Origin of the sequence: Allobosea sp., from assembly GCF_030694325.1 — a bacterium.
GTDB lineage: Bacteria > Pseudomonadota > Alphaproteobacteria > Rhizobiales > Beijerinckiaceae > Allobosea.
Map to the genome: position 1 here is coordinate 13,862 of NZ_JAUXYO010000345.1, position 22,793 is coordinate 36,654.

Below are 22,793 nucleotides of genomic sequence, written 5' to 3' on the forward strand. Positions count from 1 at the left end.
CGGTCCCGTCAGATGCGCCAGGGCAGGACGTTTCCGGGAAGCCGCTTCGCCAGCAGGTCGAGAACGAGCATCGCGGCGAGGATCACCAGGGAGGCGCTGATCGCCACCGCCGCAGCTTCGCCGGCGAGACCGGCTTCCTTCAGCGAGAACAGCACCACGCCCAGTGTCTCCGTGCCCGAGGACCATAGCAGCGCCGAGACGGTCAGCTCGTTGAAGGCGACCAGAAACACCATCAGCGCGCTGACCATGGCGGCCGGCGCCAGGATCGGTGCCACGATGAAGCGCAGCATCTGCCAGAGCGTGACGCCGTCGAGCTTGGCGGCTTCCTCGTGATGGGCCTCGATCTGGGCCATCGCCGCCAGCGGCGCTTTCAGGGCGAGCGGCAGGAAGCGCGCCAGATAGGCGAAGAGGATGATGAAAGGCGTCGCGTAGATGCTGACGCCCAGAAGCGGCAGAGGCTTCAGGAACATCAGGATGCAGGCGATGGCGAGCACGACGCCGGGCAGCGCATAGGGCAGCTCGATCACCGCCTCGACGATGCGCCTCGAGCGACCCATCCGCCGCTCCAGCGCATAGGCGAAGGCGATCGCCACGAAGGCGAGGATCACCGCGGCGCTGCCGGCGAAGAGGAAGGAGTTGCGGAAGGCCCGCACCGTCACATCCTGCCGCAGCAGCACTTCCGCGAACTTGTCGAGGGTCAGGCTCTGCCAGCTGAGCGGGACGCCGAGCGCCGGCGTCAGCGCCTCTGCAAACAGAGCCAGGAACGGCAGACCGAGCTTGACCGCCAGCAGCAGGATGAGGCCGCCGAGCACGAACGGACGGGCCCGCCCGAGCGTCCAGAACGGCTCCAGCGGGCGTTCGATCTCGACCTTGCCGCCGGCCCGGCGGGTCGCCAGCATGCCGGCCGCGATGCCGACGGCCGCCACGAGTGCGACGAGGATCGACAGCGCCGCGGCATCGGGCAGGCCCGCGGGGCCGAAGCTCGACAGCCGTCGATAGATCAGTGTCGGCAGCGTCAGATAGTTGACCGGCAGGCCCAGCAGCGCCGGAATGCCGAAATTGCCCACGCCCGCCACGAAGGCGAGCAGCGCCGCTGCGATGATCTGCGGCCGCAGCACCGGCAGGAGGATGCGCGAGATGATGGTCGCGGGGCCTGCGCCCTCCATCTGGGCGGCTTCGATCAGCGAATGCGGCACGCTGCGCAGGCCGGTCCAGAGCGTGATCGCCACCAGCGGGGCGTGATGCAGCGCCATCACGAGCGCGATGCCGCCACGCCCCAACAGAGGGTTGGGCGTGCCGGGTGCCGGCGAGAGGCCGAAGAGCGCAAGGATCGGCGAATGCGGCGCCAGCAGGCTGAGGAAGGCGAGAGCCGCGACCTGTGGCGCGATCATCATCGAGAAGACGAGCGAGAACGCGATGATCCTCTTGCCGCGCAGATCGGTGACGGCGAGCAGAATAGCGGCCGTGCCGCCGATCAGCAGCGCGCCGATCGCCGAGAGCCCGGCTGTCTCGAGGGTATGCAGCGTCGCGTTGACGGCCGCCCGGCTGCCGATTTCCGCCAGTGCCGCCTCGGGCGAAAACTGCCAGCCCGGTGCGAAGGCCGCTGCTGCCAGCCGCAGGAAAGGCAGCCCGCCCAGCAGGATCGCGCAGGCGGCCACCATGACCGGCAGGCCGAGGCCGGCCGGGACAGCGAGGCCCCGCCAGGACGGGCGGGGCCTTGCCGTCTGCCAGCCGGGATGGGCGGCGAGCGTCACTCGAAGATCGTGCTGAAGCGCTTGCGCGCGCTGGCCTCGTCGGCGAGCGCCTTGGCGGCGTCGAACGGCATCAGCTTGATCGCGGTGCGGGTGGGGTAGCCGCCGGGCAGGGCGACATCGGGATGAGCCGCGACATAGCCCTGCTTGAGCGCCAGTTCCTGACCGTCCTTGGAGAGCAGGAAGTCGACGAAGGCCTTGGCCGCTTCGGGGTTCTTGCTGGTCTTCAGGATCGCGACCGGCTCGCTGACAGCCGAGACGCCCTCGCTCGGGAAGACGAACTCGACCGGCGCACCCTTGGCTTTTTCACGGATCGGCATGAAATCGACGATCATGCCGTAGAGCTTCTCTCCCGTCGCGACCTGGCGCAGGATGTCGCCGTTGGAGCCGGCGGCGAGCGCGCCATTGGCCTTCAGTGCCTCGTAGAAGGCCCAGCCGGTCGGCAGGTTGCTGCTCAGCGTGATCGTGTGGATCATCGCGGCGCCGGAGTTCAGCGGGCTCGGCATCGCCAGCAGGTTCTTGGCCTCCGGCTTGGTCAGGTCGAGCCAGCTCGCCGGCTTCATCGGCGCCTTCGTGTTGTAGACGATGCCGGTGGTGATCAGCTTGGTCGCAAACCAGAACTTGGCGGGGTCATGGATGCCGGCCGGATAGGCCGACATGTCGGCTTTCTCATGGGCCAGCAGCCTGTTCTCCTTCTTGAGCCCCTCCATTGTGACGGCATCTGCGATCAGGAGCAGGTCGGGCTGCGGGGCGCCGGCCTCGAACTCGGCGCGCAGCTTGGCCATGACGCGCGGCGTACCGTCGCGCACGAAGCTGATATCGACCTTGGGATACTTGGCCTTGAAGGCGTCGATCGTCTGCTGGGCGTCGGTATTGGGCTGGCTGGTGTAGAGAACGAGCTTGCCTTCGACCGCGGCGGCCGGGCCGCTCAGCAGCAGGGCGGCGACGAGCCCGGCGCTCAGCATAGAAAGGGACGCCTTGTAGCGCATGGTGGTCTCCTGATGAGATGTCCTGAGCGAGTCTGCGCTGGCGGTAGTCTGCGCATATGACATATCCATGAAGCTGTCGTCATGAGGTGCGCGTTCGTTTCGTCCGCCTCTCTGCAGGGCTTTCCTGTGCCGGGGCGGGTTGACCCTCCCATCCGGGCATCCCACCTTCGGGTCTCAAGCCTCTGCCTGCGACGGGACCGCCATGACCGCCTCCAAGCTCGACCAGCTCCGCCAGATGACCACCGTGGTCGCCGATACCGGCGATATCGAAGCGGTGCGCCGGCTCGCCCCGGTTGATTGCACCACCAACCCGACCCTGATCCTGAAGGCGGTCGAGACGCCGGCCTATGCCGACCTAGTCGAGGAGGCTGTCGCCTGGGGAAAGAAGGCCGGCGGCGGGGAATCCACGGTGCATGCCGTCTGCGACCGTCTCGCCGTGACCTTCGGCGCCGAACTGACCAAGATCGTTCCGGGTCGCGTTTCGACCGAGGTGGATGCCGATCTGTCTTTCGACACGAAGGCGACCATCGAGAAGGCTCGCGCCATCATCGCGGCCTATGCCGATCGAGGAATCAACAAGGATCGCATCCTGATCAAGATCGCCTCGACCTGGGAGGGTATCCAGGCGGCGAAGGTGCTTCAGGCCGAAGGGATCGACTGTAACCTGACGCTGCTCTTCAGCCTGCCGCAGGCCGCGGCCTGCGCCGACGCGAAGGCCTTCCTGATCTCGCCCTTCGTCGGCCGCATCCTCGACTGGCACGTCAAGGCGGGCGGCGGGCCGTACACAGCCGAGACCGACCCGGGTGTCGTCTCGGTGCGCACCATCTACGACTACTACAAGGCTCATGGGATCGGCACCGTCGTGATGGGCGCCTCGTTTCGCAACACGGGCGAGATCGAGGCACTGGCCGGTTGCGACCGGCTGACGATCGGCCCGGGCCTGCTCGACGAATTGGCCGCCGCGACCGGGGATCTGCCGCGCAAACTCTCGCCCGACGCGCAGCGCGAGGCACCCGCTCGGCTCCATCTCGATGAGAAGGGCTTCCGCTTCGCGCTCAACGAGGATGCCATGGCGACGGAAAAGCTGGCCGAAGGCATTCGCGGCTTCGTCAAGGACCTGCGCGCACTGCGCAAGCTCGTCGCCGCGCGCCTCGTCTGAGGCCTCGCGCGTCGATCAGGGGGCCTTCGCTTCGGCCTGCGCGGTGATGGCGGGCTTCGGCGGGGCCGTCGCGCCCTCGAAGAAGCTGCGGCCGCCGGCCGCGGCCATCTCCAGCTGGTGCTTCCAGCCCTTGCTGTCCTTGCCGGCGCCGAGCGCGGTGAAGTCGCTGCGCCGTCCGTCGCCGCGTCCGCCCTGATAGACCATCACGCCCTGTGCGGTGACGACGATATCGCCGCGGCGCAGGGTCGGATCCTTCAGATACCAGTTCGGATCGGAGGATGGATCGAGCTGAACGACCGGCGGCTTCGGCTTCGACGAGACCTCGGGCGCCTTCTGACGGGGCATCGCCTGTCGCGGCTCGTCATATTCGTAGATCGGCGTCGCCCGCAGCCGCGGTCCGCCGCCGAAGATGGCGCGGCCGAGCTCCTCGAACAGGTTGGCCGCCTGGACCGACGGTGCCCCCGAGACGGACATCGCCGTCGCCAGCCCCAACATCACGATCCGCCGCACCGCCATCGTCGTCATCCTCTGCCAATCGGCTGATCAACGAGGGATGGTCGCAAAAGGTTCAGTGCAGGTTCACCAATGCGGTTAACATTTTTTGCGCGATGAGGCGGCGGCCTCGATTACCCCTTGGCCGCCAGCGCCTCCGCGCGAATTGTCGAAAGCGATTTCGCCGGCGTGATCGCCTCCGGATCGAGGAGGCAATGGATGATCGAGGGCTTGCCCGAGGCGACGGCCCGCTCGAAGGCCGGGCCGAATTCCTCGGTCGTCTCGACGCGCTCGCCATGCCCGCCGAAGGCGCGCGCATAGAAGGCGAAATCGGGATTCTTCAGCGTCGTCGCCGAGACTCGGCCGGGATACTCCCGCTCCTGATGCATCCGGATCGTGCCGTACATGCCATTGTCGACCACTATGACGACGACGGCGAGGTCGTATTGGACGGCGGTCGCGAAATCCTGCCCGTTCATCAGGAAGCAGCCATCGCCGGCGAAGGCGACCACGGTCCGCTCCGGATAAAGCCGCTTGGCGCCGATCGCCGCCGGCACGCCATAGCCCATCGAACCCGAGGTCGGGGCGAGCTGCGTCGCGAATTTCGTGAAGCGGTGGAAGCGGTGAACCCAGGTCGCGTAATTGCCGGCGCCGTTGCACAGGATCGCGTCGTCCGGCAGGTGGTTGCGCAGCCAGCGCACCATCTCGCCGGGATGGAATGAGCCGGCGACCGGGGCCGGCTGCTCACTCCAGCCGAGATAGGCCTCATGCGCTTCGGCGGCCGCGCCGGCCCAGGGAATTTCCTGCGGCGGATGCACGGTCTCGAGCGCCGCGCAGAAGGCGGTCGGCGAGGCGTTGATCGCCAGCGACGGCCGGTACACGCGGCCCAGCTCCTCGGGGTCGGGATGGACATGCACCAGCGGCCGGCCGGGGTTGGGAATGCCGAAGAGCGAGTAGGACTGGCTCGGCATCTCCGACAGCCGCCCGCCGACGAGAATGACGAGATCGCTGTCCTTGATCCGTGCCAGCAGCTTCGGATTGGGGCCGATGCCGAGATCGCCCGCGAAGTTCGGATGGTCGGCCGGGAACAGCATCTGCCGCCGGAAGGAAACCGCGACGGGCAGGTCGAAGCGCTCGGCGAAGCGCTGGAAGCGCTCGATCGCCTGCGGGTTCCAGCGCGAGCCGCCGAGGATCGCGACCGGCGATTTCGCCGCCCAGAGCCGCTTCTGCAGGTCGATCGTCTGCAGCAGGGACGGGTGAGTCTCCGTCACCTGATAGGGTTCTGCGTCCACCGCCTCGACGACGTCGGTCAGCATGTCCTCGGGCAGCGCGATCACCACCGGGCCGGGACGGCCCGAGGTCGCGACATGGAAGGCGCGGCTGATGATCTCGGGGATGCGCTCGGCCTGGTCGATCTCGGTCGCCCATTTCGTCATGGTGCCGAAGACCGCGCGGTAATCGAGCTCCTGGAAGGCCTCGCGCTCGCGCATCGAGCGGTCGATCTGCCCGACGAACAGGATCAGCGGCGTCGAATCCTGATGGGCGATATGGACGCCGGGCGAAGCATTGGTAGCGCCCGGCCCGCGCGTCACGAAGCAGATGCCGGGCTTCCCCGTCAGCTTGCCGGCAGCCTCGGCCATCATGCAGGCGCCGCCCTCGGCCCGGCAGATCGTGACCTTCAGCTTGGCGTCATGCAGTGCGTCGAGCACGGCGAGATAGCTCTCGCCGGGAACGCAGAACGCATCGGTCGCCCCATGGATCAGGAGTTGGTCGACGAGGATCTGCCCGCCGGTGCGTTTGGTCGTCGTCATTGCGGCGTTTCCATTACTTGACTAAGTTGGTCATGTTGAATGAGGAGGCGGCTATGACGCGCGTAACCGTCCACGAAGCGAAGACCCACCTGTCGCGCCTGCTCGAAGAGGTCGAGAAGGGGGGGGAGGTCGTGATTTCGCGGCGCGACAAGCCGATCGCGCGTCTAGTGCCGATTGAAACGGTGCAGCCGGAGGTCATGCCGGCGCGTCGGCCAGGTCGCATGCAGGGCCTGATCGATATCGGGCCGGAGTTTTTCGAGCCGCTGCCGGACGATGAACTACGGCTTTGGGAAGGCCACGGCGATTGAGGCTTCTGCTCGATACCTCGACGCTCATCTGGTGGGCGAATGACAGCGCGAGCCTGACTCGCCCCGCTCGGACAGCCATCACCCGTGCCGAAATCGTATTCGTCAGCGCGATCACGGCCATGGAGCTTTCGACGAAGCTGCGGATAGGCAAATTGCCCGAGGCCGCCCTGCTTGTGGAGGAGTTCGACCGCCGCTGCGCCGATGAGAGCTTCGTGCTGCTGCCGCTGTCGCATCGCCATGCGCTGTTTGCGGGCTCGATCCGAGCAGAGCCGCGTGATCCCTTCGACCGCATGTTGGCGGCGCAAGCGATCATCGAGGATCTGACAGTCATCGCTTCCGACACCGCCTTCGACGCCCTCGGCGCCCGCCGGATCTGGTGACGCGCTCACTTGGCGAGCCCGCCCCAGGCCGGATCGTTCAGAATTTCGTCGGCATGCTGGCCCAGCCGCGGACTCGGACGCGGCGAGACCTGCCGGACGTTGTCCATGACGATCGGCGAGGCGACGGTCGGAATCGCGCCGCCCTTCGCTTCGGTACTGGCGAGATCGACTCGGACGCCGCGAGCGATCACTTGCGGATCGGCGAAGACCTCGTCGACGGCGTTGATCGGGCCGGCCGGAACACCGACCTTCTCGAGCGTCGCCAGCAGATCGACCTTGAGATAGCGCTGGCAAAGCGTATGCAGCCGCTCTGTCAGCGCGACGCGGTTCTGCACCCGCGAGCGGTTGTCCAGATAGGCAGGGTCGTCCGCCAGACCTGCCTCGCCCAGCACCTCGCAGAGCTTGCGCCACTGCCCGTCATTGCCGGTCGCGATGATGATATGCCCGTCGGCGACCGGGAACACGTCATAGGGCACGATGTTGGGGTGCGCGTTGCCCAGGCGCGGCGGCAGATTGCCCGAGACGAGATAGTTCAGCGCCTGGTTGCCGAGCACGGCGATCTGGCTGTCGAGCAGCGCCATGTCGAGCGTCGCGCCCTCGCCGGTGGCGTCGCGCCGGCGCAGCGCCGAGAGGATGCCGATCGTGGCATAAAGCCCGGTATAGATGTCCGCCGTCGCATAGGCCGCCTTCATCGGCGCGCCCTCCGGCTCGCCAGTCAGCGACATCACCCCGCCCATGCCCTGGACGAGGAAGTCGTAGCCGGCGCGCGGCGCATAGGGGCCGGTCTGGCCGAAGCCCGTGACCGAGCAATAGACCAGCCGCGGATAGGCCGCGCGCAGCGAGGCCGCATCGAGCCCATACTTCTCCAGCCCGCCGACCTTGAAGTTCTCGACCACGACATCGGCATGGGCCGCGAGTTTTCGCACCAGCGCCTGCCCTTCGGCCGTGCGGAAATCAGCCGTGATCGAGCGCTTGCCGCGATTGGCGGAGTGGAAATAGGCCGCGGACAGATGCTCCTCGCCCGCGCCCTCGACGAAGGGAGGCCCCCATTTGCGGGTATCGTCGCCCTCGGGCGCCTCGACCTTGACGACATCGGCACCGAGATCGGCCAGCACCTGGCCGATCCAGGGACCTGCAAGGATGCGCGCGAGTTCGAGGACGCGCAGGCCGGCGAGGGAAGGGGGCGTGGTCGTCGGGAGCGACATGTGAACAGCCTGAACGCCGTCATCCCGGGCTTGTCCCGGGATCCATCATGGGGCGGATCCCTGGCGAGGGTCGCACTCTACGATGGATTCCGGCGCTCCGCTTCGCTGCGGCCGGAATGACGGGAAGGTTTCAGAAGAACGCCTGCAGCCCAGTGACCGCCCGGCCGAGGATCAGCGCGTGGACGTCATGCGTGCCCTCATAGGTGTTCACCGTCTCGAGGTTCGCGGCATGGCGCATCACGTGATACTCGATCTGGATGCCGTTGCCGCCGTGCATGTCGCGGGCCTGACGGGCGATGTCGAGCGCCTTGCCGCAATTGTTGCGCTTGACGAGCGAGATCATCTCCGGGGCCATCTTGCCCTCATCCATCAGCCGGCCGACGCGGAGCGAGCCCTGCAGGCCGAGCGTGATCTCGGTCAGCATGTCCGCCAGCTTCTTCTGGTAGAGCTGCGTCTGGGCGAGCGGCTTGTTGAACTGCTTGCGGTCGAGCCCGTACAGGCGCGCGCGGTGGAAGCAGTCCTCGGCCGCGCCCATCACGCCCCAGGAGATGCCGTAGCGCGCGCGGTTGAGGCAGCCGAACGGACCCTTCAGACCGGAGACGTTGGGCAGCAGGTTCTCTTCCGGGACGATCACGCCGTCCATGACGATCTCGCCGGTGATCGAGGCGCGCAAGCTGAGCTTGCCGCCGATCTTCGGGGCCGACAGCCCCTTCATCCCCTTTTCGAGGATGAAGCCGCGGATCTGGTTGTCATGCGCGGCCGACTTCGCCCAGACGACGAAGACATCGGCGATCGGCGAGTTCGAGATCCACATCTTCGAGCCGGTGAGGCGATAGCCGTCGGCGACCTTCTCGGCACGGGTCTTCATGCCCGCCGGGTCGGAGCCGGCATCGGGCTCGGTCAGGCCGAAGCAGCCGACCCATTCGCCCGAGCCCAGCTTGGGCAGGTACTTCTTGCGCTGGCTCTCGTCGCCATAGGCATAGATCGGGTACATCACCAGCGAGGATTGGACCGACATCATCGAGCGATAGCCGGAATCGACGCGCTCGACCTCGCGCGCCACCAACCCGTAGGAGACGTAATTGGCGCCAGCGCAGCCATACTCTTCAGGGACGGTCACGCCGAGCAGGCCGAGTTCGCCCATCTCGTTGAAGATGGCCCGGTCGGTCTTCTCCTCGAGATAGGCCTCCGCCACGCGGGGCTGCAGCTTGTCCTGCGCAAAGGCCCGGGCCGTGTCGCGGATCAGGCGCTCGTCCTCGGTCAATTGCTCGTCGAGCAGGAAAGCGTCGTCCCAGGTGAACTCGGCCAGCTTGTGGCTCGTGCTGTGGCTGCGGGCGGCTTCGGCCATCGTGGTTTGCTCCCTTGGTTCTGTGTGGACGTCATCCCGGGCGACCGGAGGGAGACCCGGGATCCATGCCGGAACGGTTCAGGCATGGATCCCGGCTCTGCGCTTCGCTCCGGCCGGGATGACGGCGCGGTTGTTCTCGCTGGAGTTTACAGCCTATCGCTCACGCATCCACATCGAAGCTGACGCCCTGCGCCAGCGGCAATGTCGTGCCGTAATTGAGCGTATTCGTGGCCCGGCGCATATAGGCTTTCCAGGCGTCGGAGCCGGCCTCGCGGCCGCCGCCGGTTTCCTTCTCGCCGCCGAAGGCTCCGCCGATCTCGGCGCCGGAGGGTCCGATATTGACGTTGGCGATGCCGCAATCGGAGACTTCGGCCGAGATGAAGGTCTCGGCCTCGCGCATGTCGAGCGTGAAGATCGAGGAGGACAGGCCGGCGCCGACGGCGTTCTGGATCGCGATCGCTTCATCCAGGGTCTTGTACTTCATGACGTAGAGGATCGGCGCGAAGGTCTCGCGGGTGACCGGGCCGGTCTGCGTGGGCATCTCGACGATCGCGGGGCGGACATAGAAGCCCCCGGTTCCGACCGTGACACGCTCGCCGCCATGCACGGTGCCGCCGGCGGCCTTGGCCTCCGACAGTGCCGCCTGCATGCCCTTGAACGCGGCTTCGTCGACGAGGGGGCCGACCAGCACGCCCGCCTCGCGTGGGTCGCCGATCTTCACCGAGCCGTAGACCTTGATGAGCTTGGGGATCAGCGCGTCATAGACGCTCTCATGCACGATCAACCGACGCAGCGTGGTGCAGCGCTGGCCCGCCGTGCCCATGGCCGCAAAGGCGATGCCGCGCAGCGCGATGTCGAGATCGGCCGATGGCGCGACGATCGCGGCATTGTTGCCGCCGAGTTCGAGGATGGCCCGGGCGAAGCGGGCGGCAAGCTTCTGGCCGACTTCCTGGCCCATCCGGGTCGAGCCCGTGGCGGAGACAACCGGGACGCGGTGATCCTGCACGAGGATGTCGCCGATCTCGCGACCGCCGATCAGGATCTCGGACAGGCCGGCGGGCGCCTCTGGGCCGAATCGCTTCATCGTCTTCTCGACGATGGCCTGGACGGCGAGACCCGTCAGCGGGGTCTTCTCGGAAGGCTTCCAGACCACGCTGTCGCCGCAGGCGAAGGCGAGCGCGGCGTTCCAGGACCAGACCGCGACGGGGAAGTTGAAGGCCGAAATCACGCCGCAGACGCCCAGCGGATGCCAAGTCTCCATCATGCGGTGGTTGGGGCGCTCGGTCGCGATCGTCAGGCCGTAGAGCTGCCGCGACAGGCCGACGGCGAAATCGCAGATGTCGATCATCTCCTGGACCTCGCCAAGGCCCTCCGACGTCACCTTGCCGGCCTCCATCGTCACCAGCAGGCCGAGATCGTCCTTGGCGGCCCGCAACTCCTCGCCGAGCAGGCGCACGAATTCGCCGCGGCGCGGCGCCGGCACCTTCCGCCATGCCAGGAAGGCGGCATGCGCCCGGCCGATCGCGGCCTCGGCCTCAGATGCGCTCGTCTCCCTGAGTGTAACGACAGTCTCGCCGGTGATGGGCGAGCGTGCTGCGAGCCCGGTTGCGGCGAAGGCGGTGTCCGTGACGCCGAGGCGTTTCAGCAGCGCGAGCGCGTCCTGCGGGAGGCTGGTGGTCATGATGCGTCCTGATCGTGGCTCGGCCTGATCCAGACCGGGATGCCGGACAATGCCCCCTTACGCCTTGCCCGGGCAACCGATATGTTCTCACGACTTGATGAGAAGGGCTCATGAACCTCGAGATCGTCCCAGGCCGCCTGACCGTGCCGTCGCTGTCCGCCCTGGCGGCCTTCGAGGCGGCGGCGCGCCATGGCAGCTTCACCCGTGCGGCGGAGGAGTTGAACCTGACTCAGGGCGCGGTCAGCCGGCAGGTCGCGCATCTGGAGACGGTGCTGGGAGTCGCGCTGTTCCAGCGCGCGAGACAGCGCGTCACGCTGACGCCGGCCGGTGCCGCCTATGCCGCTGAGATCCGGGACGGGCTCTCGCGTCTGGCGGCGGCGACCGTCTCGACCATGGCCTTCCGGGGCGCTGGCGGTGTGCTGAACCTCGCCATTCTCCCGACCTTCGGCACGCGCTGGCTGATCCCGCGCCTGCCGCGCTTCACCGAGGCCCATCCCGGCATCACCATCAACTTCACCACGAAGCTCGTGCCGTTCGACTTCGCCCGCGAGCCGCTCGATGCGGCAATCCATTTCGGTGATCCGGTCTGGCCCGGCGCGCGGCTGCACCGGCTGATGGGGGAGGAGATCATACCCGTCGCGGCGCCCGGCCTGGTGGCGCGCCTGGGCCTCAAGGAACCCGCCGACATGCTCAGGGGCTCGCTTCTGCAGCAATCGACGCGGCCCCGCGCCTGGGCAAACTGGCTGGAGCAGCAGGGCTTGCCGCCGCAGCGAGCGCTGATGGGGCCGCGCTTCGAGCAGTTCGCCATGGTCTCGCAGGCGGCCGTCGCCGGTCTGGGGCTCGCCATCGTGCCGCGCTTCCTGGTCGAGGAGGAACTGCGCTCCGGCTCGCTGGTCATTCCCTTCGACCGGCCCGTCATTGGGGCCGAGGGCTATTACCTGGTCTATCCGGAAACCCGCGCAGACCTGCCCGCCGTCGTCGCCTTCCGCGACTGGTTGCTCGGGGAATGTGCCGCCACGGCCTGACTCGACAAGTCCGGCGGCACGCGCCATTCATGCGCTTAGTTCACCAACAGGGCGTGCGGCGCGCGCCTTTGCCAGCCCGGATGCCGTCATGTCGTCTTCGTCCGAATCCGCCGACGTCGTCATCTGTGGCGGCGGCGCCCTCGGCTCCTCGGTCGCCTACCATCTTGCCGCCGATCCGGGTTTCAAGGGCAGGATCGTCGTCGTCGAGAAGGACCCGACCTATCGCTACGCCGCTTCGGCGCTGTCGGCCGCCTCGATCCGTCAGCAATATTCGAGCGCGGTGAACATCCGGATTTCGCTGCATGGCATCGACTTCCTGCGCAACATCGGCGCGCATTTGGTGGTCGATGGCGAGGCGCCGGTCATCGATCTGCACGAGGGCGGTTATCTTTATCTGGCGGGCGAGGAGGGGGCTCCGGTGCTGGCCGCCAACCAGGCGCTGCAGGCGGCCGAGGGCGCCGATATTGCGCTTTATGCTGCAGATATGCTGCGCAGCAAATTTCACTGGATGAACACCGAGGACATCGCCTGCGGCAGCTTCGGCGTGAGCGGCGAAGGGTGGTTCGACGGCTGGGCCGTGTTGCAAGCGTTTCGCAAGAAGGCGCGGTCGCTCGGCGTCGAATACCGCCAGGGAGAGGTGACGCGTTACATCGTCGAGGGTGGTCGCGTCGTCGCCGTCGAACTCGCCGACGGTAGCCGTCTCGCCTGCGGCGCGGCGGTCAACGCCTCTGGAACCCATGGCGCTCGCCTCGCCGCCACGGCCGGCGTGGCGATCCCGGTGCGGTCGATGAAGCGCTACGTCTTCTCCTTCCTCTGCAAGGGCGAGGTCGACAACTGCCCGCTGCTGATCGACCGGAGCGGCTCCTGGTGCCGGCCCGAGGGCAAGCGCGGCACTGACGGCCAGCTCTTTATCGGCAGTTGCTCGCCGCTGACGCCCGAGCAGGACCGGGAGTGGATCGAGACCGACGCGGATGTCGAGGATGTCGACTGGGGCTTCTTCGAGGAGGTCGTCTGGCCGGCGCTCGCCCATCGCATCCCGGCCTTCGAGCAGATCCGGCCCGGCCGCGCCTGGGCCGGCCCCTATGACATGAACGAGCTCGACCACAACGCCATTGTCGGCCCTGCGGTCGGCCTCTCGGGGCTCTACCTCGCCAACGGCTTTTCCGGGCATGGTCTGCAGCAGGCGCCGGCGGTGGGCCGCGGCCTCGCTGAGCACCTCCTGCACGGCGGCTATCGCACGCTGGACCTCTCCGATCTCGGTCATGAGCGCATCGTCGATGGCAGGCCGTTGCTGGAAACCAACGTCATCTGAACGGAGGCGGCCATGATCGACGCGGGCTATGTCCGCACCATGGCGCGCTACAACGCCTGGCAGAACACGAGCCTGCTGAAGGCTGCCGCCACGCTGGACGAGGCGGCCCGTCGTCAGGATCGCGGCGCCTTCTTCAAGTCGATACATGGAACGCTCTGCCATCTGCTCTGGGCCGATCGGATGTGGCTCTCGCGCTTTGCCGGCACGCCGAAGCCGACATTGCGCATCCACGAATCCGCCGACCTCGTCGCCGACTGGGCCGACCTCGTCGCGCAGCGGCAGGCCTTCGACGACACGATCCTGGAGTGGGCGCGCGACGTGTCACCCGAGTGGCTGGCCGGTGACCTCGTCTGGTTTTCCGGCGCGACGCAGCGCGAGATGCGCAAGCCGCGCGCATTGTTGGTCGCCCACCTCTTCAACCACCAGACCCATCATCGCGGCCAGATTCATGCGATGCTGACGGCCGCCGGTGCGAGGCCCGACGACACCGACCTGATGCTGCTGGAGCCGGAGGTCTGAGCCGGCGCGCGAGCGCATGACGGCATTCTGACCTCATGTTACGTTCCCTCTGCGTAAGCTGGCGTGAGCCAGGCAGGAGGGAGGTTGGCATGGCCTGCTCGTTCACGCGTATCGCCTCCTGCGCAGGGCTCGTCGCGTCTGTTGCAGCCCTCGGCTTCCTCGCCAGTCCGGCTCTCGCCCAGAAGGCCGAGACCGTCACGCTCTGCAGGGCCGAAAAGACCGAGCGGGCGATTGCCGCCTGCACCGCGATCATCAAGGGGCGTGGGGACCGGAAGGCGAAAGCCTCGGCTCTGCTCAGCCGCGCCCAGGCCTATTGGGCCCTCAACCGCCTGGCCGAGGCCGAGAAGGACTACAGCGAGACGATCGTGCTAGCGCCGAAGGCGATGGCGCTCTATCGCGACCGCGGCCAGATCCGCTTCGGGCTGGGCAATAACGCGGGCGCGATGGCGGACTTCACCACAGCGATCGAGATGGCGCCGTTCGATGCCGACAACTACGCCAATCGCGGCTATCTGAAGATGCTGCAGTATGATTTCAGCGGAGCGGGCGCCGATCTCCGCCAGGGCCTGTTCTGGCAGAAGGACCATGCGCGCAGCGCCTATATGGTCGGGCTGCTGCACTATTCGACCGGCCGCTATGGCGATGCCGTCGAGCAGATCGACAAGGCCCGCGCCGCCGGGTTTCGCGGCCCCGAGGCTTTCATCACCAAAGCGCGCAGCCTGTACTATCTTGGCACCTTCGATCCGGCGATCCGCGAAGCGACGGAGGGCCTTCAGGCCTTCCCGACCCAGTCCAGTCTCACCGAAATCCGGGCCCGGGCGCGCCTTGTCCGGCGAGACCTCGAGGGCGCGCTGGCGGACGTCGAGACGGTGATCCAGGCGGCCCCGCGCTATGGCCGCGCCTATGCCACGCGCGGTGCGATCAGGCTGGCGATGAAGGATGTCGCGGCGGCGACCGCCGATGCAGACAAGGCGATCGAACTCGACCCGTTACTGTTCGACGCCCATGAACTCAAGGCGGAGATCCTGCTGACTTCGGGCAACGAATCGGCCGCCCGCGCGGTCCTTGCGGCCTCGGCCGCGCGCACCGATGCGAAGTTGGCCTACGACATCGCCTCCCGCGCCCGCCATGCCTCCCTCGTCGTCGAACTCGACAAGCCCAAGCCGATCCTCGTCACCGATCTCGACGAAGCCGAACTGAAGACGCGCTGCGACAGGCGCGACGATCCGCTGCGGTTCCAGAGTTGCGATCGGCTGGTCGAAACCGCAACGACGCCGCAGGAGCGGGCCGACCGGCTGATCCTGCGTTCGCGGGCACGGCCTTTCGCCGAGCAACTGGGCGATCTCGATCTCGCCTTGGCCGCGGCGCCGGATCACCTTTCGGCGACGATCGCCCGCGCCTATGGGCACATGGCGGCCTATCGCTACGACGCGGATCTGCGGCCTTATGAAAGGGCCTGGGCGGACGCCGACAGTGCCGTGCGTCTTGCGTCGCCCGGGTCGCCGGAGCACGAGCAGGCCCTGCTGACGCGCGCGACCGCGGCCGAGGGCAAGGGGGATTACGAGGCGGCCATCTTGGACCTGACCCAGATCCTCAATCGCGACGGGACGGCTCCCTATGCCCTCGAGATGCGCGGGAAGATGCATCTGATGGCCGGCCGCGCAGCGGCAGCGCTGGCCGATCTGCGGGAAATCCGGCGCGTGGCGCCCGAGGACAGCCGCCGGTTTCTCGATGACGATCTGTTCGTCATCGCCCTCATCGAGAACGGCGAGACGAATGAAGCGTTGGCCGCCCTCGACGGCCGGCCGCAGGGCCATCTCGGCAACGAGATGACGCGTCGGGCGCTGCGCGCGCGGGCCCTCCTCGCACGTGGCGAAGCGGCTGCGGCACGTGAGGTTGCCTCGGCTGCCCTCACGACCAATCGCGCCCACAGCGGCGCCAGCGCCGTCCGCGGGATCGCCTCCGCCCAGCTCGGCAATGCCCTCGAAGCGGTCGCCGATCTGACAGCCGCCATCGATGAGACGGTAGCAGTCCCTTTCAAAGCCGCGAGCATGGGCATTACGCCCGGGCACATGGCGAATCTGTTCCTGCATCGCGGGCTCGCCCGTGTTCAGTTGAACCAGAGCCGGGCCGCCCATGCCGATTTCAGCGAGGCGATCCGGCGCATGCCGGACCGCGCCCGGCCCTATGGCGAGCGCGCCAGGCTTTCCCTCGCCACCGACAATCCGGCTGCCCTAACCGACATCGCGATGGCGTTGCGCATCGAGCCCAATGAGCCGCGCTGGCAGGCGCTCGCCGCGCGCATAAACCTGGCGACGGGTGATCTCGGTGCGGCCGAACGCTTTGCAGGCCTGGCCCTCGCGGCTCCCGCGCCCGAGGCGGACCTGCTTTTGCTGCGCGCGAAGGCGAGGCTCGGGCTTGGCAATTTCGGAGGCGCGGTCGAGGATGCGACGGTCCATCTGGCGGCGCGCACAACGGATACAGAGGCGCTGCTGATCCGGATCGAGGCGCGTAGCGGGCAGGGCGATCTGAAGGCGGCGCTGGCGGATGCGGAAGCGGCGCGCAAAGCCCGCAGCGACGACGCCCGGATTCTGCTGGCGCTGGCCGAACTGAGACGCCGCAGCGGTGACGCGCCGGGCGCCATCGGCGCGTTCGAGGACGCGGCAGGGAGGCCCGATGCCGCCCTGCTCGCCAACAAGCGGCTGGGCGATCTCTATGCCGAGATCGCCTCGGACCAGCTGGCGCTGGGCTATTACGCCAAGGCGCTCGAACAGCCGGTCCGGACACCCACCGACGAGGCGTTGCGGAGCCAGGCGCGCGCCGCGCGTGACGCGCTCATCCGCAAGATGGCCGCACCGAAATAGGTGTTCCGCGCTTTTTGCGCAGCCCCGCCCGCGGCGAAGCGCTTCCCGTCTGCTGGCGCGTTGTCTAAGCTCCGGACTAGTCCCGTCCGGAACCATGAGAACGAGCGATGAGCGCGATGACGCCCGAGGAAGCCAAGGTCACGGCCTGGCTCGCCGACCGCAAGGAGGCGATGGTCGCGTTGCTGCGTGAGATGGTCGATACGGACTCCGGCTCCTACGACAAGGAGGGCGTCGATCGCGCCGGGCAGGTCCTCGCCCGTTTCCATGAGCGCAACGGGCTCGAGGTCGAGATCATTCCAGATGGCCGCTATGGCGATGCCGTCAAGGCGCGCCTGCCGAACCCCACCGCCAACGATCAGCGCCCGGTGCTGCTGCTCGGCCACCGCGACACCGTCTTTCCGAAGGGCGAGCCGGTGCGCCGGCCGTTCTCGATCAAGGATGGCCGCGCCTATGGGCCGGGTGTCGCCGACATGAAGGCGGGTATCGTGATCGAGGCCTTCGTCGCAGCGGCCTTTGCGGAATGCGGCGGCCTCTCGGCCCCGCTGACGATGCTGACGACCAGCGACGAGGAGATCGGCTCGCCCTCCTCGCGCCCGGTGATCGAGGCGGCGGCGCGGGAAGCGCGCTGCGTCTTCAACGCCGAGCCGAGCCGCTTGCCGGTCGGCAGCGATTTCGCCCGCGACCGGCGCCAGTCGGTCACAAGCGGCCGCAAGGGCGGCGTCTTCATGCGGGCCGAATTCACCGGCAAGCCCGCCCATTCCGGCGCGAATTACGAGAAGGGCGCCTCGGCCATCGTCGATCTCGGCCACAAGATTCCGAAGCTCCAGGGCCTCACCGATCTGGAGAAGGGCGTCACGGTCAATGTCGGGCTGATCGGCGGCGGCCAGACCGTCAACACGGTCGCGCCGCACGCCTGGTGCGAGATCGACCTGCGCTATGTCACCGCCGCTCAGCGCAGCGAGCTGGTCGACGCGATCCGCGCCATCGTCGAGACGCCGATCGTTCCGGGCACTGGCGCCGTGCTCTCGATCAAGGGCGAGTTCCTGCCGCTCGAAGGGACGTCGGACTCGCAGAAGCTGTTCGAAACCTATCGCGAAGCGTCCGCGAGCTTCGGCATCGCGACCATCGCCGAGTTCACCGGCGGCTGCGCCGATTCCGGCTTCACCGCGGCGCAGGGCTGCCCGACGCTGTGCAGCGTCGGTCCGATCGGCGGGATGGCGCATACGCCCGACGAGTTCCTAGAGGTCGAGAGCATCGTGCCGGCGGCGCAGGTTCTGGCGCTGTCGGTGATGCGCGCGGCCAAGCTGATGGAGTGAGGTGCGGGACCCCGTCATGCTCGGGCGACGCGAAGCGGCGACCCGAGCATCTCCGGCCGGAGGGTCTCCTTCACGAGATGGTCGGGGCAAGCCCGACCATGACGCTTCCCCGGTCAGAAGGCCTCTTCCCAGTTTCGGCTCAGCCGCATCGCCGAGTTGATCATGCCGACATGCGAGTAGGTCTGCGGGAAGTTGCCCCAGAGCTCACCCGTTTCGAGATCGGCGTCCTCCGACAGCAGGCCGAAGCTGTTGCGCCGCTGCAGGATGCGGCCGAAAAGGGCCTTGGCCTCCTCGCGCCGGCCGATGGCGTGCAGCGCATCGACATACCAGAAGGCGCAGATCAGGAAGCCGGTGTGCATGTAGCCGAAATCGTCCTGCGTCGCGTAGCGCAGCAGCAGGTCGCCGCGTGTCAGGTCGCGGCCGATCGCGTCGACAGTCGCGACATAGCGGGGGTCGTCCGCCTTCAGGAAGCCGAGTTCGGCGACGAGCAGCAGGGTGGCGTCGAGATCCTCGCCGCCGAAGGTCGAGACGAGGTGTCCCTTCTGCGCATTCCAGATGTGGTCGAGGATGACGGCCTTGAGCCGCGCGGCCTCGCCTTCCCAGTAATCGCTCCTGTCGGCGCGGCCGAGCGTGGACGCGATGCGGGCGAGCCGATCGCAGGCCGCCCAGCACATCACGCTGGAGAAGGCATGGACCGCTTCCTTCTCTCGTAGTTCCCAGGGGCCGGCATCGGGCTTGTCGAAATAGGCGATGGCGAGTGCGCCCATTCGTTCCAGCTGCCCGAACAGCGATTCCTTGCCGGGCTGGATCAGGCGCTGGTCGAAGAAGGCATGCGTGGCCGCCAGGACCACCGCGCCATAGCCGTCGTTCTGGATCTGGATCGCCGCACCGTTGCCGAAGCGCACCGGCTGATGTCCGCGATAGCCCGACAGGGTCGGCGCCTCGAATTCCCGCAGCGTTCCCCCGCGCGTGATTGGGTAGAGCGGCGGCAGGTGCTCGGCGCCACTCTCCGTGAAGGTATCGACGATGTTGGTGATGAAGCCGAGGTAATCCTCCATCGTCCGGGTTGTGCCGAGCCGGTTCAGCGCATGGACGACGAAATAGGCGTCCCGCAGCCAGCAATAGCGATAGTCCCAGTTGCGCTGCGTTCCCGGAGCCTCGGGAATCGACGTGGTCAAGGCTGCGACGATCGCACCGGTTTCCTCGAAGGCACAGAGCTTCAGCGTGATCGCCGCGCGGATGACCTCGCGCTGGTACTCGAAGGGCAGCGAGAGCGAGCGCACCCAGTCGCGCCAGTAGTCGGTCGTCTTGTCGAGGAACTCTCGTGAGGTCTCCTCGATTTCGGCACGCAGAGCCTCGTCCGAGCCGATGAAGAACGAATAGGGCCGCTCCACCGCGAAGGGCACGCCGTCGACGACGTAGGAGATCGGCGCGTCCGTCGTCAGGCGAATGGTCTGGTCGGCGCCGACGAAGCGCACATGGTTGGAACCGCGGGTGACCTCGTCGGCGCCCTCGCCCAGACCGAGCGCCGGCTTGACGACGACACGAATGCGCGGCCGTCCCGAAATCCGGCGCACGCGGCGCACGATTTGTGGTGGCCGGAAGAAGCGCTCGTAGCGCACGAAGCGCGGCGCGAAGTCGAGGATCTCGATGGCATTGCCGTGATCGTCGGACAGGACCGAGGAGAGGATGGCGGTATTGTCGAGATAGCTCTGCTCGCAGCGCGTCATGCCGACGAGTTCGATCGCGAAGACGCCCTTCCGCGGCATCGCATCGCCGTCCTCGGGCTGGTTGTCGATCAGCGCGCAGAAGACGGGATCCCGGTCGAAGCGGGGGAAACAGCCCCAGACGATCCGGGCACGGCGGTCGATAAGGGCCGCGATCGAGCAATTGCCGATCACGCCGAGGTCGAGCGAGGCCGAATGGGGCCCCGCAGGCATCGTCGAAACAGTCATCGTCATCCTTGAAAGAAGCTGGAGGCCGTAAGGCTGCCGCGCTCGGCGGCGCCCAGCATTATGGCACGAAGTGCGGTCGGCGAGGCGAGGCGCAGATCGGCTTGCGTCTCGCCATCGCCGATGCGGATGGAAAGGCCACCCAGGGCATTCACCGCCTCGAACCCGTGTTCATCGGTCACGTCGTCGCCGATGAAGACAGGCACGCGGCCGGCATAGGGCGAACCCGCCATGAGTTGCGAGATCGCGATGCCTTTGCTGGCGCCGGCGGGAACCAGCTCGGCCACGGCCTTGCCCTCCTGCAGCCTGACGAGCGGTGCCATCCGGCCTGCGATGGCGCGCATCAGATCGAGCGCCTCATCATGCACGTGCGGGGCCAGGCGCCAGTGCAGGGCGACCGAGATGTCCTTGTCCTCGACGATGATCCCGACATGGCTGTTGGCGAAACGAACCAGATCGCGCACCGCCTGACGCATCTCGGGCGACGGGGGCGGCTGGGTCTGCACCTGGCCTCCGAGGCGGATATCGGCGCCATGCAGGGCGGCGACATCGAATCGGTAGGGCTCCAGCACCGAATCGAGGAAGGCGATCGGCCGCCCGGAGACCAGCGCCAACGCCCCCGACAATTGGCTCCGGAGCGTGTCGAGCGCCGCCGGAACCCGCCGGTCGAGCTTCACATCCGCAGGTGAGGGGGCGATCTCGACGAGTGTGCCATCAAAATCGAGGAAGAGCGCGATGTCCCGACGGTCCGCGGCCCAGCGGGCGAGACGGGGTTCGGCAGGAGGGGCAGTCAAGGTCATTGCAATAGCCCGTTCGAACTAAAGAGGTTTTGATCTCTGGGTGAAGTCGGCAGCGGTCCCGCGTCGGCTATTGGTAGGCTCGAATTGAGCGCATCTTCAACATCGCGATTTGACATTTGGCCGCCGACGCCGCCTTCTTCTGTCCACAGCTTTGCCGTCGCGATGCCGAAATTGGCCGCGGCTCCATCGAAACATTACGCCGCGGCAGGCGTTCTGTTCCTGCCCCTCCCGCCGAATTCGGATCATTGCGCCAGCGGGTGGACGACCACAGGAGACCATTGCCACCATGCGCCTCGTCATCGTCTCGAACCGTGTCACCATTCCCGAGCGGAACGAGAAGGCTGCCGCTGGTGGATTGGCGGTGGCGCTGCGCGAGGCCCTGGAGAAGCAGGGAGGCCTCTGGTTCGGCTGGAGCGGAAGCGTCAAGGAAACGACGACGACACCGACGATCGTCGAGCGTGGCAACGTGACCTATGCCGTCACCGACCTCACGGAGGCGGAGCGCCAGTCCTACTATCTCGGATTCTCGAACCGCGCCCTGTGGCCGCTGATGCATTATCGCCTCGGGCTCACCGAGTTCTCGCGGGTGGATTATGCCGGCTATCTTGCCGTCAATCGCCGCTTCGCGAAGGCCTTGATGTCTCTGCTGAAGCCCGACGACATCATCTGGATCCATGACTATCACCTGATCCCGCTGGCAGCGGAATTGCGTCGACGGGGCGTGACCAACCGGATCGGCTATTTCCACCATATTCCCTGGCCTCCCGCCGAGATGTTCGGGGCGCTGCCCTTTGCCGCCACGCTGGCCAGCACCGTCATGGCCTATGATCTCGTCGGCCTCCAGACAGCGACCGACGTTTCGAACCTGATCGGCTGTCTTTCGGCGATGAGCGGCGCCCGCAGCGACGGGCGCAAGGTCCGCGTCGGGCGCCGCGAGACGATCATCCAGCCCTTCCCGATCGGGATCGATGTCGAAGCCTTCCGCAAGCTCGCGGCTGCCTCCGTCCGCTCGGCGACGACACCGCTGAAGACGACGCGGCAGTCGCTGGGCGAGCGCAAGCTGGTGATCGGTGTCGATCGCCTCGACTACTCCAAGGGCATCGTCCAAAGGCTGGAGGCCTTCGGACACTTCCTGCGCAGCCACCCCGACCAGCGCGGGCGCGTCGGCCTGCTGCAGATCGCGCCGCCCTCGCGCTCGGACGTGCCAGAATATGCCGAGCTCGACCGGCAGTCGGACGAGGTCGCCGGCCGCCTCAATGCAGCGCTGGGCGAGTTCGACTGGACGCCGATCCGCGTCGTGAAGAAGGCCTACTCCCGCAATGCGCTCGCCGGTTTCTACCGCCGCGCCCAGGTCGGCCTGGTCACCCCCATGCGGGACGGGATGAACCTCGTCGCGAAGGAATATGTCGCCGCGCAGGACCCGGCCGATCCGGGCGTGCTTGTGCTGTCGCGCTTCGCCGGCGCAGCCCACCAGATGGGCGAGGCCCTGATCGTCAATCCTTACGACCTGCACGAGGTCGCCGAGGCCATCCGTACCGCGCTCGCCATGCCGATCTCCGAGCGGATCCGGCGCTTCGAGCGCCTTTATGCCAGGATCGAGGCGACCGATATCGGCTGGTGGACGCAGCGCTACCTCGATGCCCTTTCGGGCATCGACATGACCCCATCCGACATCCTGTCCCCGAAGGACGAGCCCAGTACCGCCGCGAAAGCGCGGCGTCCGGCCAAACCGGCAGCCAAAAAAGACCTGCCCAAGACGAAGCGGTCCAAGACGACGGGCTCCAAGACAATGCGGCCGCAGGCGGCCGCCGGCGATGACACGTCCGCGCGCGCGGCCGGGCAGGGCCGGCGCCTTCGCCCCAAAGCCGCCGCCGCGCCTGC

16 protein-coding genes and 2 pseudogenes are annotated in these 22,793 nt (G+C 67.3%); 9 read left to right on the plus strand and 9 right to left on the minus strand.

All coding sequences use genetic code 11. The annotated features are described in order from the left end of the window. Positions 1-8: 8 nt before the first annotated feature. Together Q8M82_RS22425 and Q8M82_RS22430 are read right to left on the minus strand one after the other, a co-directional pair. Positions 9-1,754: an ABC transporter permease gene (locus Q8M82_RS22425; protein WP_305693508.1), complete on the minus strand. Its 1,746-nt coding sequence runs from the start codon at positions 1,752-1,754 to the stop codon at positions 9-11. Further along, on the minus strand, positions 1,751-2,740 hold the full coding sequence (locus tag Q8M82_RS22430; protein WP_305693509.1) for an ABC transporter substrate-binding protein: 990 nt from the start codon (positions 2,738-2,740) through the stop codon (positions 1,751-1,753). Before Q8M82_RS22430 ends, Q8M82_RS22425 begins: the two co-directional genes overlap by 4 nt. 202 nt (positions 2,741-2,942) lie before the next feature. Between Q8M82_RS22430 and tal the strand changes: the two genes are divergently transcribed. Beyond that, entirely contained in the window at positions 2,943-3,899 is a 957-nt protein-coding gene (gene tal / locus Q8M82_RS22435) for a transaldolase (RefSeq protein ID WP_305693510.1), read from the plus strand. A gap of 15 nt (positions 3,900-3,914) precedes the next feature. Here tal and Q8M82_RS22440 read toward each other — a convergent pair whose 3' ends face one another. Beyond that, the gene (locus Q8M82_RS22440) at positions 3,915-4,415 is read right to left on the minus strand and encodes a hypothetical protein (RefSeq protein ID WP_305693511.1); all 501 of its coding nucleotides are present in this window, start codon (positions 4,413-4,415) and stop codon (positions 3,915-3,917) included. 110 nt (positions 4,416-4,525) lie between these two features. After that, positions 4,526-6,202, minus strand: a complete 1,677-nt coding sequence (locus Q8M82_RS22445) for a thiamine pyrophosphate-binding protein (RefSeq protein ID WP_305693512.1) — start codon at positions 6,200-6,202, stop codon at positions 4,526-4,528. A gap of 53 nt (positions 6,203-6,255) precedes the next feature. On the opposite strand from Q8M82_RS22445, the gene Q8M82_RS22450 reads away from it, so the two are divergent. Both Q8M82_RS22450 and Q8M82_RS22455 read left to right on the plus strand, forming a co-directional pair. Beyond that, a complete protein-coding gene (locus Q8M82_RS22450; protein ID WP_305693513.1) occupies positions 6,256-6,510 on the plus strand; it encodes a type II toxin-antitoxin system Phd/YefM family antitoxin in 255 nt (84 codons plus the stop codon). Continuing rightward, positions 6,507-6,890, plus strand: coding sequence for a type II toxin-antitoxin system VapC family toxin (locus tag Q8M82_RS22455; protein ID WP_305693514.1), 384 nt, complete (start codon positions 6,507-6,509; stop codon positions 6,888-6,890). Before Q8M82_RS22450 ends, Q8M82_RS22455 begins: the two co-directional genes overlap by 4 nt. A 5-nt stretch (positions 6,891-6,895) precedes the next feature. Here Q8M82_RS22455 and Q8M82_RS22460 read toward each other — a convergent pair whose 3' ends face one another. From Q8M82_RS22460 to amaB, 3 genes and pseudogenes are all read right to left on the minus strand, one after another. Then, a complete protein-coding gene (locus tag Q8M82_RS22460; RefSeq protein WP_305693515.1) occupies positions 6,896-8,095 on the minus strand; it encodes a CaiB/BaiF CoA transferase family protein in 1,200 nt (399 codons plus the stop codon). Positions 8,096-8,225: 130 nt separating this feature from the next. After that, a pseudogene (locus tag Q8M82_RS22465) lies at positions 8,226-9,411 on the minus strand (acyl-CoA dehydrogenase); the annotation flags it as partial. Between the two features lie 192 nt (positions 9,412-9,603). Then, positions 9,604-11,124 carry an L-piperidine-6-carboxylate dehydrogenase gene (amaB, locus tag Q8M82_RS22470; protein ID WP_305693517.1) on the minus strand — a complete coding sequence of 507 codons (1,521 nt, stop codon included), beginning with the start codon at positions 11,122-11,124 and terminating at the stop codon, positions 9,604-9,606. Positions 11,125-11,234: 110 nt separating this feature from the next. On the opposite strand from amaB, the gene Q8M82_RS22475 reads away from it, so the two are divergent. The 5 genes from Q8M82_RS22475 (at position 11,235) to Q8M82_RS22495 (ending at position 18,160) form a co-directional block, all read left to right on the plus strand. Then, the gene (locus Q8M82_RS22475) at positions 11,235-12,149 is read left to right on the plus strand and encodes a LysR family transcriptional regulator (protein WP_305693518.1); all 915 of its coding nucleotides are present in this window, start codon (positions 11,235-11,237) and stop codon (positions 12,147-12,149) included. A gap of 88 nt (positions 12,150-12,237) precedes the next feature. Further along, positions 12,238-13,461, plus strand: coding sequence for an NAD(P)/FAD-dependent oxidoreductase (locus tag Q8M82_RS22480; protein ID WP_305693519.1), 1,224 nt, complete (start codon positions 12,238-12,240; stop codon positions 13,459-13,461). 12 nt (positions 13,462-13,473) lie between these two features. Continuing rightward, entirely contained in the window at positions 13,474-13,980 is a 507-nt protein-coding gene (locus Q8M82_RS22485; RefSeq protein ID WP_305693520.1) for a DinB family protein, read from the plus strand. A gap of 89 nt (positions 13,981-14,069) precedes the next feature. Next, positions 14,070-16,844, plus strand: coding sequence for a tetratricopeptide repeat protein (locus tag Q8M82_RS22490; RefSeq protein ID WP_305693521.1), 2,775 nt, complete (start codon positions 14,070-14,072; stop codon positions 16,842-16,844). 116 nt (positions 16,845-16,960) lie between these two features. Then, entirely contained in the window at positions 16,961-18,160 is a 1,200-nt protein-coding gene (locus tag Q8M82_RS22495; protein ID WP_305693525.1) for a M20 family metallopeptidase, read from the plus strand. A gap of 113 nt (positions 18,161-18,273) precedes the next feature. On the opposite strand, the gene Q8M82_RS22500 is transcribed toward Q8M82_RS22495, so the two are convergent. Both Q8M82_RS22500 and otsB read right to left on the minus strand, forming a co-directional pair. Beyond that, a complete protein-coding gene (locus Q8M82_RS22500) occupies positions 18,274-20,115 on the minus strand; it encodes a glycoside hydrolase family 15 protein (protein ID WP_305693522.1) in 1,842 nt (613 codons plus the stop codon). A 2-nt stretch (positions 20,116-20,117) separates the two neighbouring features. Further along, on the minus strand, positions 20,118-20,912 hold the full coding sequence (gene otsB / locus Q8M82_RS22505; protein ID WP_305693523.1) for a trehalose-phosphatase: 795 nt from the start codon (positions 20,910-20,912) through the stop codon (positions 20,118-20,120). Between the two features lie 286 nt (positions 20,913-21,198). Here otsB and Q8M82_RS22510 point away from each other — a divergent pair. Further along, positions 21,199-22,557, plus strand: a pseudogene (locus tag Q8M82_RS22510) (alpha,alpha-trehalose-phosphate synthase (UDP-forming)); the annotation flags it as partial. Positions 22,558-22,793: the final 236 nt, after the last annotated feature.

What these genes read in the sequence shown, in the direction of transcription:
- Q8M82_RS22445 (WP_305693512.1), bottom strand. Translation starts at nt 6,202, where the DNA reads ATGACGACGACCAAACGCACCGGCGGGCAGATCCTCGTCGACCAACTC.
- Q8M82_RS22490 (WP_305693521.1), top strand. Translation starts at nt 14,070, where the DNA reads ATGGCCTGCTCGTTCACGCGTATCGCCTCCTGCGCAGGGCTCGTCGCG.
- Q8M82_RS22460 (WP_305693515.1), bottom strand. Translation starts at nt 8,095, where the DNA reads ATGTCGCTCCCGACGACCACGCCCCCTTCCCTCGCCGGCCTGCGCGTC.
- amaB (WP_305693517.1), bottom strand. Translation starts at nt 11,124, where the DNA reads ATGACCACCAGCCTCCCGCAGGACGCGCTCGCGCTGCTGAAACGCCTC.
- Q8M82_RS22495 (WP_305693525.1), top strand. Translation starts at nt 16,961, where the DNA reads ATGACGCCCGAGGAAGCCAAGGTCACGGCCTGGCTCGCCGACCGCAAG.
- Q8M82_RS22500 (WP_305693522.1), bottom strand. Translation starts at nt 20,115, where the DNA reads ATGACTGTTTCGACGATGCCTGCGGGGCCCCATTCGGCCTCGCTCGAC.
- Q8M82_RS22430 (WP_305693509.1), bottom strand. Translation starts at nt 2,740, where the DNA reads ATGCGCTACAAGGCGTCCCTTTCTATGCTGAGCGCCGGGCTCGTCGCC.
- Q8M82_RS22485 (WP_305693520.1), top strand. Translation starts at nt 13,474, where the DNA reads ATGATCGACGCGGGCTATGTCCGCACCATGGCGCGCTACAACGCCTGG.
- Q8M82_RS22480 (WP_305693519.1), top strand. Translation starts at nt 12,238, where the DNA reads ATGTCGTCTTCGTCCGAATCCGCCGACGTCGTCATCTGTGGCGGCGGC.
- Q8M82_RS22440 (WP_305693511.1), bottom strand. Translation starts at nt 4,415, where the DNA reads ATGGCGGTGCGGCGGATCGTGATGTTGGGGCTGGCGACGGCGATGTCC.
- Q8M82_RS22475 (WP_305693518.1), top strand. Translation starts at nt 11,235, where the DNA reads ATGAACCTCGAGATCGTCCCAGGCCGCCTGACCGTGCCGTCGCTGTCC.
- Q8M82_RS22450 (WP_305693513.1), top strand. Translation starts at nt 6,256, where the DNA reads ATGACGCGCGTAACCGTCCACGAAGCGAAGACCCACCTGTCGCGCCTG.
- otsB (WP_305693523.1), bottom strand. Translation starts at nt 20,912, where the DNA reads ATGACCTTGACTGCCCCTCCTGCCGAACCCCGTCTCGCCCGCTGGGCC.
- tal (WP_305693510.1), top strand. Translation starts at nt 2,943, where the DNA reads ATGACCGCCTCCAAGCTCGACCAGCTCCGCCAGATGACCACCGTGGTC.